Annotated in this window: 12 protein-coding genes; 5 read left to right on the plus strand and 7 right to left on the minus strand. The window is 71.8% G+C overall.

What is annotated here, in order from left to right; all coding sequences use genetic code 11:
* The first annotated feature begins 152 nt into the window (after positions 1 to 152).
* Together nicT and CCL05_RS07040 are read left to right on the plus strand one after the other, a co-directional pair.
* Positions 153 to 1,307 carry a Nickel transporter NicT gene (gene nicT, locus CCL05_RS07035; protein ID WP_086559616.1) on the plus strand — a complete coding sequence of 385 codons (1,155 nt, stop codon included), beginning with the start codon at positions 153 to 155 and terminating at the stop codon, positions 1,305 to 1,307.
* A 104-nt stretch (positions 1,308 to 1,411) separates the two neighbouring features.
* Positions 1,412 to 1,903 carry a DUF5709 domain-containing protein gene (locus CCL05_RS07040; RefSeq protein ID WP_086559644.1) on the plus strand — a complete coding sequence of 164 codons (492 nt, stop codon included), beginning with the start codon at positions 1,412 to 1,414 and terminating at the stop codon, positions 1,901 to 1,903.
* A gap of 14 nt (positions 1,904 to 1,917) precedes the next feature.
* On the opposite strand, the gene CCL05_RS07045 is transcribed toward CCL05_RS07040, so the two are convergent.
* Positions 1,918 to 2,124 (minus strand): hypothetical protein, encoded by a 207-nt coding sequence (locus CCL05_RS07045; protein ID WP_086559617.1) that lies wholly within the window; start codon positions 2,122 to 2,124, stop codon positions 1,918 to 1,920.
* Positions 2,125 to 2,284: 160 nt separating this feature from the next.
* Positions 2,285 to 3,376 (minus strand): PP2C family protein-serine/threonine phosphatase, encoded by a 1,092-nt coding sequence (locus CCL05_RS07050; RefSeq protein ID WP_086559645.1) that lies wholly within the window; start codon positions 3,374 to 3,376, stop codon positions 2,285 to 2,287.
* An 841-nt stretch (positions 3,377 to 4,217) separates the two neighbouring features.
* Here CCL05_RS07050 and CCL05_RS07060 point away from each other — a divergent pair.
* Positions 4,218 to 5,111 carry a GNAT family N-acetyltransferase gene (locus tag CCL05_RS07060; RefSeq protein WP_086559618.1) on the plus strand — a complete coding sequence of 298 codons (894 nt, stop codon included), beginning with the start codon at positions 4,218 to 4,220 and terminating at the stop codon, positions 5,109 to 5,111.
* On the opposite strand, the gene CCL05_RS07065 is transcribed toward CCL05_RS07060, so the two are convergent.
* Together CCL05_RS07065 and CCL05_RS07070 are read right to left on the minus strand one after the other, a co-directional pair.
* Positions 5,108 to 5,992 (minus strand): Gfo/Idh/MocA family protein, encoded by an 885-nt coding sequence (locus CCL05_RS07065; protein ID WP_086559619.1) that lies wholly within the window; start codon positions 5,990 to 5,992, stop codon positions 5,108 to 5,110. The genes CCL05_RS07060 and CCL05_RS07065 overlap by 4 nt on opposite strands.
* Before the next feature lie 114 nt (positions 5,993 to 6,106).
* Positions 6,107 to 8,524: a SpoIIE family protein phosphatase gene (locus CCL05_RS07070; protein ID WP_086559620.1), complete on the minus strand. Its 2,418-nt coding sequence runs from the start codon at positions 8,522 to 8,524 to the stop codon at positions 6,107 to 6,109.
* A 172-nt stretch (positions 8,525 to 8,696) separates the two neighbouring features.
* Between CCL05_RS07070 and CCL05_RS07075 the strand changes: the two genes are divergently transcribed.
* The gene (locus tag CCL05_RS07075; RefSeq protein WP_086559621.1) at positions 8,697 to 10,157 is read left to right on the plus strand and encodes an aldehyde dehydrogenase family protein; all 1,461 of its coding nucleotides are present in this window, start codon (positions 8,697 to 8,699) and stop codon (positions 10,155 to 10,157) included.
* A gap of 134 nt (positions 10,158 to 10,291) precedes the next feature.
* Entirely contained in the window at positions 10,292 to 12,451 is a 2,160-nt protein-coding gene (gene helR, locus CCL05_RS07080) for an RNA polymerase recycling motor ATPase HelR (protein ID WP_086559622.1), read from the plus strand.
* Positions 12,452 to 12,513: 62 nt separating this feature from the next.
* On the opposite strand, the gene CCL05_RS07085 is transcribed toward helR, so the two are convergent.
* Genes CCL05_RS07085 through CCL05_RS07095 form a run of 3 tightly spaced genes read right to left on the minus strand, consistent with a single transcriptional unit; the run spans position 12,514 to position 15,861 of the window.
* Positions 12,514 to 13,383, minus strand: a complete 870-nt coding sequence (locus CCL05_RS07085) for a sugar phosphate isomerase/epimerase family protein (protein WP_086559623.1) — start codon at positions 13,381 to 13,383, stop codon at positions 12,514 to 12,516.
* Positions 13,380 to 14,399, minus strand: coding sequence for a Gfo/Idh/MocA family protein (locus tag CCL05_RS07090; RefSeq protein WP_086559624.1), 1,020 nt, complete (start codon positions 14,397 to 14,399; stop codon positions 13,380 to 13,382). The genes CCL05_RS07085 and CCL05_RS07090 overlap by 4 nt, the downstream gene beginning before the upstream one ends.
* Before the next feature lie 22 nt (positions 14,400 to 14,421).
* A complete protein-coding gene (locus CCL05_RS07095) occupies positions 14,422 to 15,861 on the minus strand; it encodes a sugar porter family MFS transporter (protein ID WP_086559625.1) in 1,440 nt (479 codons plus the stop codon).
* Positions 15,862 to 15,864 lie beyond the last annotated feature (3 nt).

The following is a 15,864-nucleotide window of genomic DNA, read 5'->3' on the forward strand; positions in this document are numbered from 1 at the left end:
GACACCCGGCCGGGGGCGCCCGGCTCCGTGGAGTTTTCGGATCCATGGACAAGACCTGTCGAGGGCTTTACTGCACATGGATTGCAGGTACTGGAGGATGGCGCGACGCTGTTTCCCGCAGCCGTCCGTCCGACAGAAAGACCTCCCCCCCGATGACGGCCGCCCCTGAGTCCACTCCGCCCCTCCCCGCCCCGGCTGCGGACCAGCGCACGGCCCGGCACCGCGTCCGCACCTCCATGACGCGGCAGGAGTGGACCAGGGTCGGGGGGATGGCCGCCGTCATCGTGGCCCTGCACGTGATCGGCTGGTTCACCCTCGTCGTGATCGTCGCCCCCGAGCACCACGCCATCGGCACGCAGACCTTCGGCGTCGGCATCGGCGTCACCGCGTACACGCTCGGCATGCGGCACGCCTTCGACGCCGACCACATCGCCGCCATCGACAACACCACCCGCACACTCATGGGCGAGGGGCAGCGGCCGCTGTCCGTCGGCTTCTGGTTCTCCCTCGGTCACTCCAGCGTCGTCTTCGTCCTGGCCTTCCTGCTCACCCTCGGCGTGAAGACCCTGGCCGGGCCGGTCCGCGACGGCGGCTCCTCGCTGCACGACGTCACCGGCCTGATCGGCACGACCGTCTCCGGGACGTTCCTCTACCTCATCGCGGCCGTCAACCTCGTCGTCCTCGCCGGCATCTGGAAGCTCTTCCGCCGGATGCGCTCGGGCCACTACGACGAGGCAGCCCTGGAGGAACAACTGAACAACCGCGGCTTCATGAACCGGCTCCTGGGCCGTGTCATGCAGTCGGTCACCAAGCCCGGGCAGATGTACCCGCTGGGCCTCCTGTTCGGCCTCGGCTTCGACACCGCCACCGAGATCGCCCTGCTCGTCCTGGCCGGCTCCGGCGCCGCGTCCGGTCTGCCCTGGTACGCGATCCTGTGCCTGCCCGTCCTGTTCGCCGCCGGGATGTGCCTCCTCGACACCGTCGACGGCTCGTTCATGAACTTCGCCTACGGCTGGGCCTTCTCCGAGCCGGTCCGCAAGGTCTACTACAACCTCACGATCACCGGCCTGTCCGTCGCCGTGGCCCTGCTCATCGGGACCGTCGAACTCCTCGGTCTGCTCGTGACGCGGCTCGGCCTGCACGGCCCCTTCTGGGACTGGATCTCCGGCCTCGACCTCAACGTCCTCGGGTACGTCGTCGTAGCGCTGTTCGTCGCCACGTGGGTCGTCGCGCTGCTGGTGTGGAGGCTGGGACGCCTCGAGGAGAAGTGGACGGCCGGCCCGGCCCGGCCGGGGCGGGAAGGTTAGAGCCCGCGTAACGGGAAACGCGGAACGGGCACATGAGACAGACGAACGAGACGCACGAGTCGACGCAGCGCGACAGGGAGGCAGAAGTGATGGGCACGGAACCGATGCGCCCCGAGCCGATGGCGGACGACGCGTACCAGCCCACCGGGAGCAACGAGGAGCAGGAGGACGCCGCGCCTCTGGACCTCCAGGACGCCGTCGACGAACGGACCTACGACGACACCCTCGACGAGGGCTACTCCCCGCCGGAGAAGCCGCTCGGCGTCACCAAGCGCGGCACCACCGCCGCCGAGCAGCACGAGGGCGAGACGCTCGACGACCGGCTCGCCCAGGAGGTCCCCGACGTGTCCGCCGAGCCCGTCGGGGACGGCGTGGGGGACACCCCCGACAGCGACGGCGAGCCGGTCGACCCCGAGGCGGGCACCGCCCGTGCGGGCCGCCTGGTCGCCCCGGACGAGGGCGCCCACCCCGACACGACGAAGGAGACCGTCGCCACGGACATCGGCATCGACGGGGGTGCGGCCGGCGCGGAGGAGGCGGCGGTCCACGTCGTGGAGGACGACAGCGCCCTGCCGGAGGACGACGACAGGGCGTGACGCTCTGCCGGGGGCTACGGCAGCAGCTTCTCCAGCGCGGCCGGGCCCTCCGCCGCCAGCTTGCGCCTGGCCCATTCCAGGGTGTGCGGGGTGAGGTCCTTGCCCGAGGCCAGGACGAGGTCCTCCGGCGACACGTCGGTGCCGGTGCGGGCGTGGAGCAGACGGTCCGGGGTGGTGCGGTCCTCGGGCGGCCGGGACGCGGCGGGCTGTGAAGTCGACATGTTCTCTGCTCCTAGGGTCCGGATCGCTGGTGCGGCCCCGGTGCTGAAAAACGGGTCCGCTATCACCATTCACCGCGAGAGCCCGGCGTGCATCCGGAGAGCCCCGCCCCCGGGCACCGGAACCCCGCCGACCATGCGGCGCGAGCCCCGCCGGCCGCCGTCAGGGGCCGCCCCGCGGACGGGGCGCGAGCACGAGCATCGTGACGTCGTCCCGCACATCCGGGCAGTACCGGACGAGGTCGGCCCACACCCGCTCCGCCAGGGCCGCCGGATCCCTGTCGGCGAAGCCCGGCAGCCGCTCGGCGAGGGGATAGAAGACCCCGCCCGCGTCCCTGGCCTCGGTGACACCGTCGGACGCGAGGAACAGCCGGTCACCGGCCCGCAGCCGCACCGAGACGACCTTCGGTCCAGTGGCCTCGGCGAGGCCCAGCCCCAGCGGCGTGCACGGCTCGACGTCCAGCTCGACGACCCGCCCCTCCCGCAGCAGCAACGGCCCGGACTGCCCGCACGCCACGATCCGCACCACCCGCGCGTCGGCGGAGAAGTCCAAGAGCACCGCCGTCGCGAACAGCTCGGCATGCGGCTCGCCCGCGGAGTCCACCACCAGTCTCCGGTCGAGCCGGGCCGCCACCGCCTCCGGATCCGGCTGGTCCAGCACCGCCTCCCGGAACGCCCCCAGCAGGGAAGCGACCGTCGCCACCGCGGACAGCCCGTGCCCCTGCACATCGCCCATGACCGCCCGTACGCCGTAGGGGCCCGCGCGTACGTCGAAGAAGTCACCCCCGACCAGCGTCCCGCTCTGCGCGGCCCGGTACAGCCCCGCGCACCGCACCGGCCCGACCCGCTCCGGCAGCGGCGGCACCACGGCCCGCTGCGCCGCCTCGGCGACGGCCCGCTCGGTCACCAGTTGCGCGTCACGCCTGCCGCGCACGTACGACAGCAGCACGCTCAGCACCGCGACGAAGCACACGGTCAGCAGATCGGTGCTGCCCGGGTCGTTCAGATGGAAGAAGGGAACCGTCAGCACGGCCACCGCCAGCGCGCCGAGCACGGCCGTCACGATCGGCCCGTGCGCCAGCACGGCCAGCGGCGGGATCGCACCCAGCAGGAAGCCGATGTCGAGCGGCTCCGGACTGATCAGCTCAGCCGCGCAGACGCCCGCCAGCAGTACGGACGGCAGCAGCCGCGCCCAGACCGGCGGGGGTGCGCCGCGCAGCCAGCCCCGCCGGTCCGGGCCGATGTCCCGGTCCAGGTCCCGATCCCGGCCACGGCCCCTGTCCCGGCGCGGCAGCCGGGCGCGTGCACCACTCACACCACCACGCTGCTACGCCCCACCCGGCACCGCACTCCGGGCCCGCGCCGGCTGCTGCTCTGACCACACAGGAGGAAATTTGCCTCCATGACTCATGACGGCCCGGCGGACCATGTGGAGCGGAACCGGCGCTTCTGGGATGACGAGGCGGCCGCGTGGCACGGGCCGCTCGCCCGTGATCACTGGGCGCAGGCGGAACCGTCCTGGGCATTGTGGGCCACCCCTGAGTCGCAGGTGTCCCTCTTGTCCTGGGCGATGCCGAGAAAGTGCCCTACGAGGACAGCTGTGGTGCGACCTGTGTGTACCGCCCGTGGAGTTCGTCCTGCCGCACGGTGAGATGCTCCGTCTGTTGCGGGACTGCGGCTTCGTCGTTGAAGACCTGATCGAGGTCCAGGCACCCCGGACTGCGCGGGACTACACGGAAGTCTCCGCCGACTGGGCCCGGCGATGGCCCAGCGAGGAGATCTGGAAAGCCCGGCTGGCAGGCTCTGCCGGCGTTGTCCCGGGCAGCGCCTGAGCGTGTTGACCCACGCATGTCCCGGCAGTCACGCGGGAGCTGACGTGGGCGAGTTGGCCGGTGCCGCACGCCAGATCCACCAGGCGTCCGCGCTCCGAGGGGGCGGCTCGGCGTGCGAGGTCGGCGATCATCCCGAAATCCCTTGCTGAAGCCGCCACTCGGGGACATCATTGATCGCTTGGCTGGCTCTCGAGGGCCACTTGAGGGCGCGTCGGAAAGCGCGTTGGACGGTGCCTCGCCCACCACGTATCCCGGAGGAATTGCGTGACCGATGCGGTCATCCGCGCGCTCGACGCGACCGACGCCGATCTCTTCGACGCCCTGCCCGATCCGCTGGGCGCCCGTGAGGCCCACCGGCTGACCCGGCACCGTCCCGACTGGAAGCGGGTGGCCCTGCGCGACGGCAGGGTCGTGGCCCGCGGCGCCTGGTGGGGCGGCCCCGACGACACCGAGCCCGTCAACCTCAACTGGTTCGACATGGCGGACGGCGAGGAGGAAGCGGGCGCCGCCCTCCTGCGCTCCGCCCCCTGGCAGGTGGAACTGGAACTGAACCTGCCCGCGGGCTGGCGCGACGACCCGGCCCTGCGCAGCGCGGCCGAGACCCGTGTCACCGCCGCGCGGAAGGCCGGCTACGACCTCCTGGTGGAACGCCTGTTGTACCGCTGGACCCCGGACCGCGGCCTGCCCGAGCGGCCCGGGCGTCTGGTGTTCCGCGCCGAACCGGACGACGCCGTGTTCTTCGACGCGCTGCGCCGCATCCACTCCGCCACGCTGGACGCCCACGCGCTGAAGGCCATCGAGCAGGGCGGACTCGACCGGGCGGCCCGGGAGGAACTCGACTTCTTCCACTGGTGCCCCTCGCCCCGCGAGTGGTGGCAGGTCGCGCACACACCACAGGGCGAACCGGTCGGCATCCACATCCCGGCCCACAATCCGTCGGGCCCGTGCATCGGCTTCATCGGAGTCCTGCCCGAACATCGGGGCCACGGCTACGCCTACGACCTGCTGGCCGAGTGCACCCACTTCCTGGCCGAGCGCGGCGCCGAGTTCATCGCGGCCGCCACGGACCAGGGCAACTTCCCCATGGCCGCGAACTTCACCAAGGCCGGTTTCCCGGTGGTCAAGGAACGCCTCAACTTCGAACCGGCGCAGGGCTAACGTGCCCCGCCGTTCAGCAGGTCGTCGGCCGCCGTGAGGATCTCCGTGACCCGCAGGCCGAACGCCGCGTCGCACGCGTGCGGGCGGCCGGTCCGGGCGGCGGCGCGCAGGGCGTCCGCGGCCCGCATCAACGGAGGGACCGCTCCGTCGGAGCTGTCCGGCAGGACCGCGACCCCGGCCTCCCCGAGGAGTTCCACGGCGGCACAGGACGCGGCGGGCGGTGCTGTCAGGCTCAGGGTGAGCGTGCTCGACGCGCCGCCGGTGTGGTCGAGGACGACATGGACCGTGTCGCCGGGGCCGTACGCCGCCGCCGTCACGCGTCGCACGTCGCCGAGCACCGGCAGCAGGACGGACAGGGCGTGCGGCCCGACGTCCCACAGGGCGCCCTTCTCCCGCCGCCACGGCGTCGCGAAGGGGCTCTCGCTGCTGAACACCGCCCCGAGCCACTGCGCCCGCCCCGTGAACCAGCCCGGCACCGCCGCCTGCTCGGTGATCCACGCCGCCGGCTCGGGCTGGAAACGGGTCGTGAAGAACACGACGGAGGCGACCCCCGCCTCCTCGACGGCCTCGACCACCGCCCGGCCCTGCTCCACCGAGACCGCCAGCGGCTTGTCGAGCAGCAGATGACACCCGGCCCGCGCCGCCCGCGCGGCGAGCTGGGCCTGCACCTCGGGAGGCAGGGCCACGGCGACCGCGTCCACGTCGGCGAACATCGCGTCCACGTCGTCGTAGGCCCGGACGCCGTGCCGCTCCGCCAGCTCCTTCGCCGCCTCGGGACGGCGCCCCCACACCCCGGCGAAGTCGAGCCCGTCGTGCCCGCTGAGGGCCGGTGCGTGGGCCAGCTGCGCCCATGGGCCGGTGCCGAGCAGTCCTATGCGCATGCCGCCGCCTCTCCACGGTGCCGTGACAGCCGACGGCCGTACCCCGGCCGCCCGCTCGCCGAAGAGCGTGTCATACGGAACCGGACGCGGGGGAGTACAGGTGCCCTGCGGACCTCAGTCGCCGGGAAGTGACTGCTCAGCCCAGATGGTCTTGCCGTCGGCCATCTGGCGGGATCCCCAGCCCTGGGTGAGCTGAGCGACGAGCAGCAACCCGCGTCCGCCTTCGTCGAAGGTATGGGCCCGGCGCAGATGGGGCGCGGTACTGCTGCCGTCGGACACCTCACAGATGAGGGTGCGGTCGTAGATCAGTCTGAGCTCGATCGGAGGCCGGCCGTACCGGATGGCGTTGGTGACCAGCTCGCTGACGACCAGCTCGGTGACGATCACGGCGTCGTCCAAGCCCCAGTCGGACAGTTGCAGGCAAGCGGCCTTGCGCACTTCGGCGACCGCGGCGGGGTCCGGCGGCACCTGCCAGGTCGCCACGTGCGAGGCGTCGAGGGCGCGGGTGCGGGCCACGAGGAGCGCCACGTCATCGGAGGGGCGATCCCCGAGCAGGGTGCGCAGCAGGGCATCGCACATGGCCTCCAGATCCTGGGCCGGTCGCCGCAGCACCTCGCGCATGGCGGCGATCCCCTGGTCGATGTCACGGCCGCGAACCTCGACGAGCCCGTCCGTGAAGAGGACGAGGAGGCTGCCCTCGGCCAGCTCCAGCTCGGTCGACTCGAAGGGCAGGCCGCCCAGGCCGAGGGGAGGGCCCGCCGGAACATCGAGGAACTCGACCGTGCCGTCAGGTGCCACGAGGGCCGGCCCGGGGTGGCCCGCGCGGGCGACCGTGCAGTGGCGCGAGACGGGATCGTAGACGGCGTACAGACAGGTGGCGCCGATGTCGCCGTCGAGCGGGGCCGTGGTGTCGCCGCCGGCACCATGGTTGACCAGGTCGTCGAGGTGGGTCAGCAACTCGTCGGGGCGAAGGTCGACATCGGCCAGCGTGCGCACGGCGGTGCGCAGCCGCCCCATGGTCGCCGAGGCCTGGATGCCGTGCCCCACGACGTCACCGACGACCAGAGCGACCCGGGCGCCGGAGAGCGGAATGACGTCGAACCAGTCGCCGCCGACACCGGCCCGGGTACTGGCGGGCAGATAACGGGAGGCGACATCGAGAGCCGCCTGCTCGGGGAGACGCCGCGGCAGCAGGCTGCTCTGCAAGGTGAGGGAGGTGTCGCGCTCGCGGGTGTACCGCCGGGCGTTGTCGATGCACACGGCGGCGCGAGCGGTGATCTCCTGGGCCAGCAGCAGGTCGTCCTGCTGGAAGCGCTCGGGCCGGCGATGGCGGGAGAACGTGGCCACGCCCAGGGTGAGGCCACGCGCCCGCATGGGTACCGCCAGCACCGAGTGGAACCCGTACCGCCGCATGCGTTCGGCCCGCTCCGGGGCCGTCCGGTCCAGATCCTCCAGGGCGGCGGGCGTGATGTGCTCGATGAGCGGCCGCTCGGCGGTCAGGCACTCCGCCGCGGTGGAGCCCTCCGGGTAGGCCGCCACCGTCCCGAGCGACACCACGGCTTCGGGGCAGCCCTCCAGCACCGACTGACAGGCGACCCGGCGCAGCATCACCGGACCGTGCGGAGAACCCTGCGGCGGATCCTCGCCCCCCTCGATCGACGGCAGGAGATCGACCGTGACGAAGTCCGCCAACCGCGGGACGGCCACGTCGGCGAGTTCCTGAGCGGTACGGGGCAGGTCGAGAGTGCTGCCGATCCGCAGGCTGGCGTCGTTGACCAGAACCAGTCGCTGCCGTGCGAGGTGTTGCTCCGTCACGTCGTGTGCCGACAGCAGGACACCTTCGAGCCGGCCGTCGGAGCCCCGCACAGGGACGAGGGACACCGACCACACGCTCTCCCGCTCATGGCCGGCCAGGTGCAGCGCGGCTCCGAGCTCCTGGAGACGACCGGTCTCCAGCGCGGTTCGCATGCCCTCCTCGGCCCGTTCGCTCTCCGGGTCGACGACGATCTCCGTCACCCGCAGGCCGCGCATCTCCTGCTCTGACAGGCCCATCACACGTTCCATGTCCGCGTTCGCCCACCGCAGCCGCAGCCCGGTGTCGTACAGCGCCATGGCGTAGGGCGCCTGGGCGAAACTACGCCGCAGGAACGCATCGTCCTCAGGCGTCGGTCCCGGCCTGGCCACGGGTGACACCAGCAGCCAGTCGACCCCGTCGATCCCCCCGTGATGGGCCAGCAGCCCGACGGTGACGCGGTGGCCGTCCCGGTGCAGCAGCGTGGCCGTCCCGCTCCACCTGCGCAGGCCGGTCAGCGAGGGCAGCGCGTGGCTCGGAGCGGCGTCACCGAGAAGCACGGCCGCCTTCCGGCCGACCACCTCGGCGGCACGGTAACCGAGCAGCCGCCGCGCCCCTTCGTTCCACGCGGTCACGATTCCGAGGTCATTGACGACGACCCTGGCGGTGGCCGCACCGTCGACGCGTTCCTGCGACCAAGCGCTCGGGCCGTCGTCCGAGGCGGACGCGGATCCGATCATGACGTCATCTGCCCTCGATCCCGCCTTGGTGGCCTTCTGCCCAGGAGCGCCCTGAACCCGAGGTGCGTCGCACCTTCACTATTACGACACTAGACAACAAGAGTGACAGACGGGCGTGTATCGGTCCTCATGTCAGGGCGGCGGCACCGCCCCCGGACGGAGGGCGGCACCCATGACGGGCAACGGCAAGAGGTGGCCGGACCCGGCCGAGTGGTCCGGGAAGATCTACAGCTCGGGCTGGCGCGCATCCGAGGGCGGCACACGCCAGGTGATCGAGCCGGCCACGGGGCATGCGCTGGCCGAGGTCGGCGTCGCCTCGTCTGCGGACGTCGCCCGGGCCGGCGCACGGGCCGCCGAGGCCGCCGGAGACTGGGCTGCGGCAGCTCCGTCCGACCGTGTCGAGGTCCTGCTGCGCGCATCCTCCGCGCTGCGTGAACACAGCTCCACGTTCCGCGACTGGATCGTCCGCGAGTCGGCCGGCGTCCCCGCCAAGGGCGACTACGAGATCACCGCCGCCCTCGCCCAGCTGACGCACGCCGTGGGACTCGCGTCCCTGCCCAGGGGCGAGGTCCTGGCCCCGCAGACCCCCGGTGGAACGAGTCTGGCGTGGCGGGTGCCCCTGGGCGTCGTCGGCGTCATCAACCCATGGAACGCGCCGCTCCTGTTCGCGGTGCGCGCGCTGGCGCCCGCACTGGCGCTGGGCAACACCGTGCTGCTCAAGCCCGACCCCCTGACTCCGGTGTCCGGGGGAGTCCTCGTCGCGCGGCTCTTCGAGGACGCCGGACTGCCCGACGGGGTGCTGCACGTCCTGCCGGGCGGCGCGCAGACCGGGCAGGCGGTCGCGGCGGATCCTCATGTCGCCATGGTCGCGTTCACCGGTTCCGCCGAGGTCGGACGCGTCGTGGCCCGCGTGGCGGGGGAGGGGCTGAAACGGGTCGTCCTGGAGCTCGGCGGCAAGAACGCGCTCGTCGTGCTGGAGGACGCCGATGTGGACGCGGCCGCCTTGGCCGGGGCCGTGAGCAGCTTCGGATACCAGGGCCAGGCGTGCGTCGCCGCCGGCCGTCACCTGGTCCATGCCGATCTGGTCGAGGCGTACACCGACGCCCTGATCGGGCACGCGCGGGCCCTGCGCGTCGGTGACCCCCGCGTGGAGGGCGTCAGCCTCGGCCCGATCATCAGCGAGCGGCTGGCCACCAGGATCGAGCGCATCGTCGACGAGAGCGTGGCCGGCGGGGCGCGAGTGCTCACGGGCGGGCGACGCGACGGACTCTTCTACCCGCCCACCGTCCTGGACCGCGTCGACCGGGCCATGCCCGCGTTCACCGAGGAGATCTTCGGTCCCGTGGCCCCTGTCGTTCCCTTTCACAGCGAGGCGGAGGCCGTCGAGATCGCCAACGACACCGCGTACGGCCTGACGGCCGCGGTGCACTCCGGCTCCGTACCCAGGGCGACCGCTGTCGCCGAGCGACTGCGCACCGGCATGGTCCACATCAACGACGTCTCCGCCAAGGACGCCGCGAACGCCCCCTTCGGAGGCATGGGCATCTCCGGCAACGGCTCCCGCATCGGCGGCACGGCCAGCCTGGAGGAGTTCACCCAGTGGCGCTGGATGACGGCACCCGGACCGGTGTGACACAACAAGAAAGGCAAGGAGTCCTCTCCTTGCCACTCTCAAGCTATAACACACGGGGGGTCTTGCGGCAAGGCCCCATGTCTCCCGCACACTGTCCCGCCTAGGCCAAGGACCTGCGGAAACGGGAGCATGACGTGACCCCCCTGACCACGAGCGCGTTCGACCTTCCCGACCGCCTCTCGCACAAAGCCGACCCGGCGCTGATCGCCGGGGACGAGCGGCACTTCGCCGCCGTCGCCGACTGCCTGGAGCAGTCGATCGCCGAACTGTCCGGGCGTCTCGAAGCCGAGCGCAAGGCCCCCGGCGGCAAGGGGCGGCAGGCCATGGACCGGGACGCCGAGATCCACCGGCTCACCGCCCGCCTGCGCGCACTGCGCCGCTTCGGACTCGACCTGTGCCTCGGGCACATGGTCGCCACCGACGGCTCCGAGCCCGTGTACGTGGGACGGCTCGGCCTCACGGACCGTGAGGGACGCCGTCTGCTGGTCGACTGGCGATCCCCCGCGGCCGAGCCGTTCTTCGGGGCCACCCATGCCAACCCGATGGGGCTCGCCAGCCGTCGCCGGTACCGCTGGACCGGCGGCCGGGTCAGCGACTACTGGGACGAGGTGTTCACCGCCGACGCCTTCGACGGGCACGCCGCGCTCGACGACCAGTCCGCCTTCATCGCCAGCCTGGGCACCAACCGCTCGCCCCGGATGCGGGACGTGCTCGGCACCATCCAGGCCGACCAGGACGCCATCATCCGCGCCGGTTCGCGCGGTGCCCTCGTCGTCGACGGCGGCCCGGGCACCGGCAAGACCGTCGTCGCCCTGCACCGCTCCGCCTACCTCCTCTACTCCGACCCGCGCCTCGGGCAGCACCGCCGGGGCGGCGTGCTGTTCGTCGGCCCGCACCGGCCCTACCTGTCCTACGTCTCCGACGTCCTGCCCAGCCTCGGCGAGGAGGGCGTGCAGACCTGCGTCCTGCGGGACCTCGTCGACGAGGGAGCCACGGCCGGGGAAGAGACCGACCCGGAGGGGGCCCGGCTGAAGTCGTCCGCGGACATGGTGCGCGCGATCGAGAAGGCCGTCCGGTTCTACGAGGAACCGCCCACCGAGGCCATGACGGTCACGACCCACTGGTCCGACATCCGCCTGAGCGCCGCCGACTGGGCCGTGGCGTTCTCGGCGGCGGAACCCGGCACGCCGCACAACGAGGCCCGCGACCAGGTCTGGGAGGAACTGCTCACGATCCTGGTGGACAAGCACGAGGGCGAGGTCCCGGAGGCCCTGCTGCGCAAGTCGCTGGCACAGGACCGGGAGTTGCTCACGGCATTCAACCGGGCCTGGCCCATCCTGGAGGCGACCGACCTCGTCGGGGACCTCTGGTCGGTGCCGGCCTACCTTCGGATGTGCGCTCCCTGGCTCAGCCGCGACGAGGTGCGCACGCTGCAACGCGCGCGGCCCCAGGCCTGGACGGTGTCCGACCTGCCGCTGCTGGACGCGGCCCGGCAGCGGCTCGGCGACCCGGAGGCCTCCCGGCGCGAGCGCCGGAGGGAGGCCGCCGTCTCCGCCCAGCGCGAGCGGATGGCCGACGTCATCGACGACCTGCTGGAGGCGCACAGCTACGACGACGGCGAGGGCGTGCTGGTCATGCTGCACGGGCAGGACATGCGCAACTCCCTGGTCGACGAGAGCGCCCTGCCCACCGCCGACCCGGACCGGCTCGCCGGGCCGTTCGTGCACATCGTCGTGGACGAGGCGCAGGAACTGACCGACGCGGAGTGGCAGATGCTGCTGCAGCGCTGCCCGTCCCGCAGCTTCACCATCGTCGGGGACCGTGCCCAGGCCCGGCACGGGTTCACGGAGTCGTGGCGGGAACGGCTGGAGCGGGTCGGGTTCGACCGGGTCGACCTGGCCTCGCTGAGCATCAACTACCGGACGCCGGCGGAGATCATGGCGGAGGCCGAGCCGGTCATCCGGGCCGCGCTGCCGGACGCCAACGTGCCGACGTCGATCCGCAGCGGCGGCGTTCCGGTCGAGTACGGGCCGGTCTCGGAGCTGAGCTCGGTCCTCGACACCTGGCTCGCCGCCCATGCCGACGGGATCGCCTGTGTCATCGGCGATCCCGCGTTCCGCCCGGCGTCCTCCCGCGTCCGTTCGCTGACCCCGGAGCTGTCGAAGGGGCTGGAGTTCGACCTCGTCGTCCTCGTCGACCCGCAGGACTTCGGTACGGGCATCGAAGGGGCGGTCGACCACTATGTGGCGATGACCCGGGCGACCCAGCAGCTCGTCGTCCTCACGAGCTCCTGACGCGGGCTCCGGCCGGGGCCCTCCCGCAGTGGGGGCCCCGGCCGGAGGTTCAAGGACGCCGCCTACGCGGCGAGCTCCTTGCGGATGCGGTCCAGCATGAACGCCGACGACTCCCGGGCCCGCTCCTCCCAGGCGAAGACACAGGACGTGGCGACACCGTCGAAGCCCACCTCGCGCAGCGTGCCGAAGAAGGCGTCCCAGTCGACCTCGCCCTGGCCGATGTCCAGGTGCTGGTGGATACGGGCCGGGGTGCCCGGCGGGTTGAGGATGTAGCGCAGGCCGGACGAGCCCTTGTGGTTGAAGGAGTCCGCGATGTGCACGTGCTGGAGCTTGTCACGGGCGTAGCGCATCATCGCCGCGATGTCCGCCCCGACCTCGTCAGGCCCGGAGAGGTGGAAGGAGTGCGGGGCGCAGTACAGGTAGTTCACCCACGGCTTGTCGATCGCGCGGACGAGATCGACGGCGGGTGTGTTCTCCTCGCAGAAGTCGTCCGGGTGCGCCTCCAGGTTCAGAGCGATGCCTTCGCGCTCGAACACCGGCAGCAGCTCCTCCAGCGAGCGCCAGAAGGCGGCCTCGCTCTCGGCGGCGCGCTCGGGGCGCCCGTTGAACTCCGAGTTCATCAGCGGGCATTCGAGCTCGACGGTGATCTCGATCATCCGCTTCCAGTAGCGGACGGCCGCCTGCCGCTCGGTCTCGTCCGGCGAGGACCACTTGTACAGCGGCAGCACCGAGGACAGCCGCACGCCGTGCCGGCGCAGCGCCTGCTTCAGCTCCGCCACCCGCGCCTCGTCCGCACGCGGGTGCAGGAAGAACGGCATGAAGTCCGCGCGCGGCGACAACTCGATGTACTCGTAGCCGAGTTCGGCCACCGTGCGCACCATGTCGTCGATCGGCAGCGCACGGAACATATAGGGGTCGAGGGCGATCTTCACGCGGTCCCTCCGTAGAACGCGGGGCGGGGCTTCATGTCGGTGGTGACGCTCTCGCCGCCGGTCTCCAGGGACCGGACGGCGGCGTCGGTGATGACGGTGGCGGCATAGCCGTCCCAGGAGGACGGGCCGGTGGGCTCGGTACCGGCGGCCACCGAGGCGACCCACTCGCGGAACTCGGTGTCGAAGGCCTCCGCGAACCGGTCCTTCCAGTCCTGGAGCACACCCGTGCCGTGCCGGGCCGCGGTGCGGATCCCGACGGCCGCCGGGTCGGGCAGCCGGACCAGGCCGTCCTCGCCGACGACCTCGCACTGGATGTCGTAGCCGTACTGGCAGTTGACGAAGACCTCCAGGTCGATACGGACGCCCTCGGCGGTCTCGAAGACCATGATCTGCGGGTCCTTCAGGTGCGCGAACCGCTTGCTCGTCGGACGCGGGGTGACCACCTGCGCGGAGACGATCTCGTCGTCGAGCAGCCAGCGCAGCACGTCGATCTCGTGCACGGCCGTGTCCTGGGCGGCCATGGCGGAGTGGTACGACTCGGGCACCGTCGGGTTGCGGTGGGCGCAGTGCACGATCAGCGGGGCCCCGAGCGAGCCGGTCGACAAAACCTCCTTCATCTGGCGGTAGCCGGCGTCGAAGCGGCGCATGAAGCCGACCTGCACCAGGCGGCGGCCGTGCGCCCGCTCGGCCTCGACGATCCGCAGACAGTCCTCGGCGGTCGTGGCCAGCGGTTTCTCGCAGAACACCGGCTTGCCGGCCGCGATCGCGTCCAGGACGTGCTCGGCGTGGGTGGGTCCCCAGGAGGTGACGAGGACGGCGTCCACGTCGGGAGAGGCGATCAGCTCCGCGCCCGTGGGCAGCGCGGTGGCCCCCACCCGGGCCGCCACCTCGGCGGCGCGCTCGGCGTCGATGTCGGTCACGGCCGTGACGGCGGCCCCGGTGACGACCTCGGTGAGCCGCCGGATGTGGTCCTGGCCGATCATTCCGGCGCCGATGACGCCTACACGTACGGTCATGGTCGTTCCTTCGAAGGGAGGGTCAGGAGAAGCGGGTGCGGAGTTCGGCTTCGAGGGTTTCGAGGGTGCGGCCCTTGGTCTCGGGGACGTAGCGCTTGACGAAGGCGAGCGACAGCAGGCCCGCCGCCACGAACAGGAAGAAGGTGTTGGAGATCCCGATCCCGGAGACCAGGGACGGGAAGACCAGCCCGATCACGAAGTTGGTCAGCCACAGCACCACGGCCGCGATGCCCATGCCGAAGCCGCGCATCCGCATCGGGAAGATCTCCGACAGCATCAGCCAGGTCACCGGGGAGATCGCGCCCTGCTGGAAGGCGAGGAACGTGACCGTCATGGCGAGCACCGCGAACGCCCGCGCGTCACCCGAGGGCAGGGCCAGGGAGAACACGCCGATCAGCAACAGCGCGGCGGTCGTGCCGGCCTGGCCGGTCATCAGCATCGGGCGGCGCGGTACCCGGCCCAGCAGCCAGATGCCGACGAAGGTGGCCAGCACCGAGATCACACCGTTGGCGATGTTCGCCGTCAGCGCGCTGTCGGCGGCGAAACCGGCGTCGGTGAGGATCTGCGTGCCGTAGTACATGATCGTGTTGACGCCGGTGATCTGCTGCACGATCGCGATGCCGAACCCGACGAACATCAGCTTGCGCACCCACGGCGTGCTCCTCATGTCCTGCCAGCCGCCGAGCTTGGCCTGCTCGTCCTTGACGGCGAGCGCGGACACCTCCTTCAGCTCGGCCTCGGCCCGGGCCTGGGAGCGCACCTGCTTGAGGACCTCGAGTGCCTCCCCGAAGCGGCTCCGGGAGGCCAGCCAGCGCGGGCTCTCCGGCATCACGAGCATGCCGAACCAGAGCACCACGGCCGGCACCGTCGCGATGACCAGCATCCAGCGCCACACGCCACCGGACTCGCCGCCGACCTGGGCGATGATCGCGTTGGACGTGAAGGCCAGCAGCTGACCGCTGACGATCATCAGCTCGTTGCGCGTGACGAGGGCACCGCGCCGCTCGGCGGGCGACACCTCCGCGAGATACACCGGCACCGTCACCGACGCGCCGCCGACCGCGAGACCGAGCACGAACCGCGCCACGATCATCACCTCGGTCGTGGGCGCGAGCGTGCAGCCGAGCGCGCCGACGAAGAACAGCACGGCCAGCAGCAGGATGTTGCGCCGCCTGCCGCGCGCGTCCGACAACCGGCCGCCGGTCACCGCGCCCAGCGCGGCACCCAGCAGCAGCGAGCTGGTGACCATGCCCTCGGTGACCGGGGTCAGGCCGAGGTCCTCGGTCATGTAGGGCAGGGCGCCGTTGATGACGCCGGTGTCGTAGCCGAAGAGCAGACCACCGAACGTGGCGATGATCGTGATCAGCCTCAGCCGCCGCCTGACCGCCGGGGGAGCGTCGTCCGCGACGGCGGTGGCGGGGGGCGGGATGGGGGCCGGTGTCGTGTCGTCCCTGACGTCCATGGC

Source organism: Streptomyces africanus, from assembly GCF_002150735.1.
In the GTDB taxonomy this organism is placed as follows: Bacteria; Actinomycetota; Actinomycetes; order Streptomycetales; family Streptomycetaceae; genus Streptomyces; species Streptomyces africanus.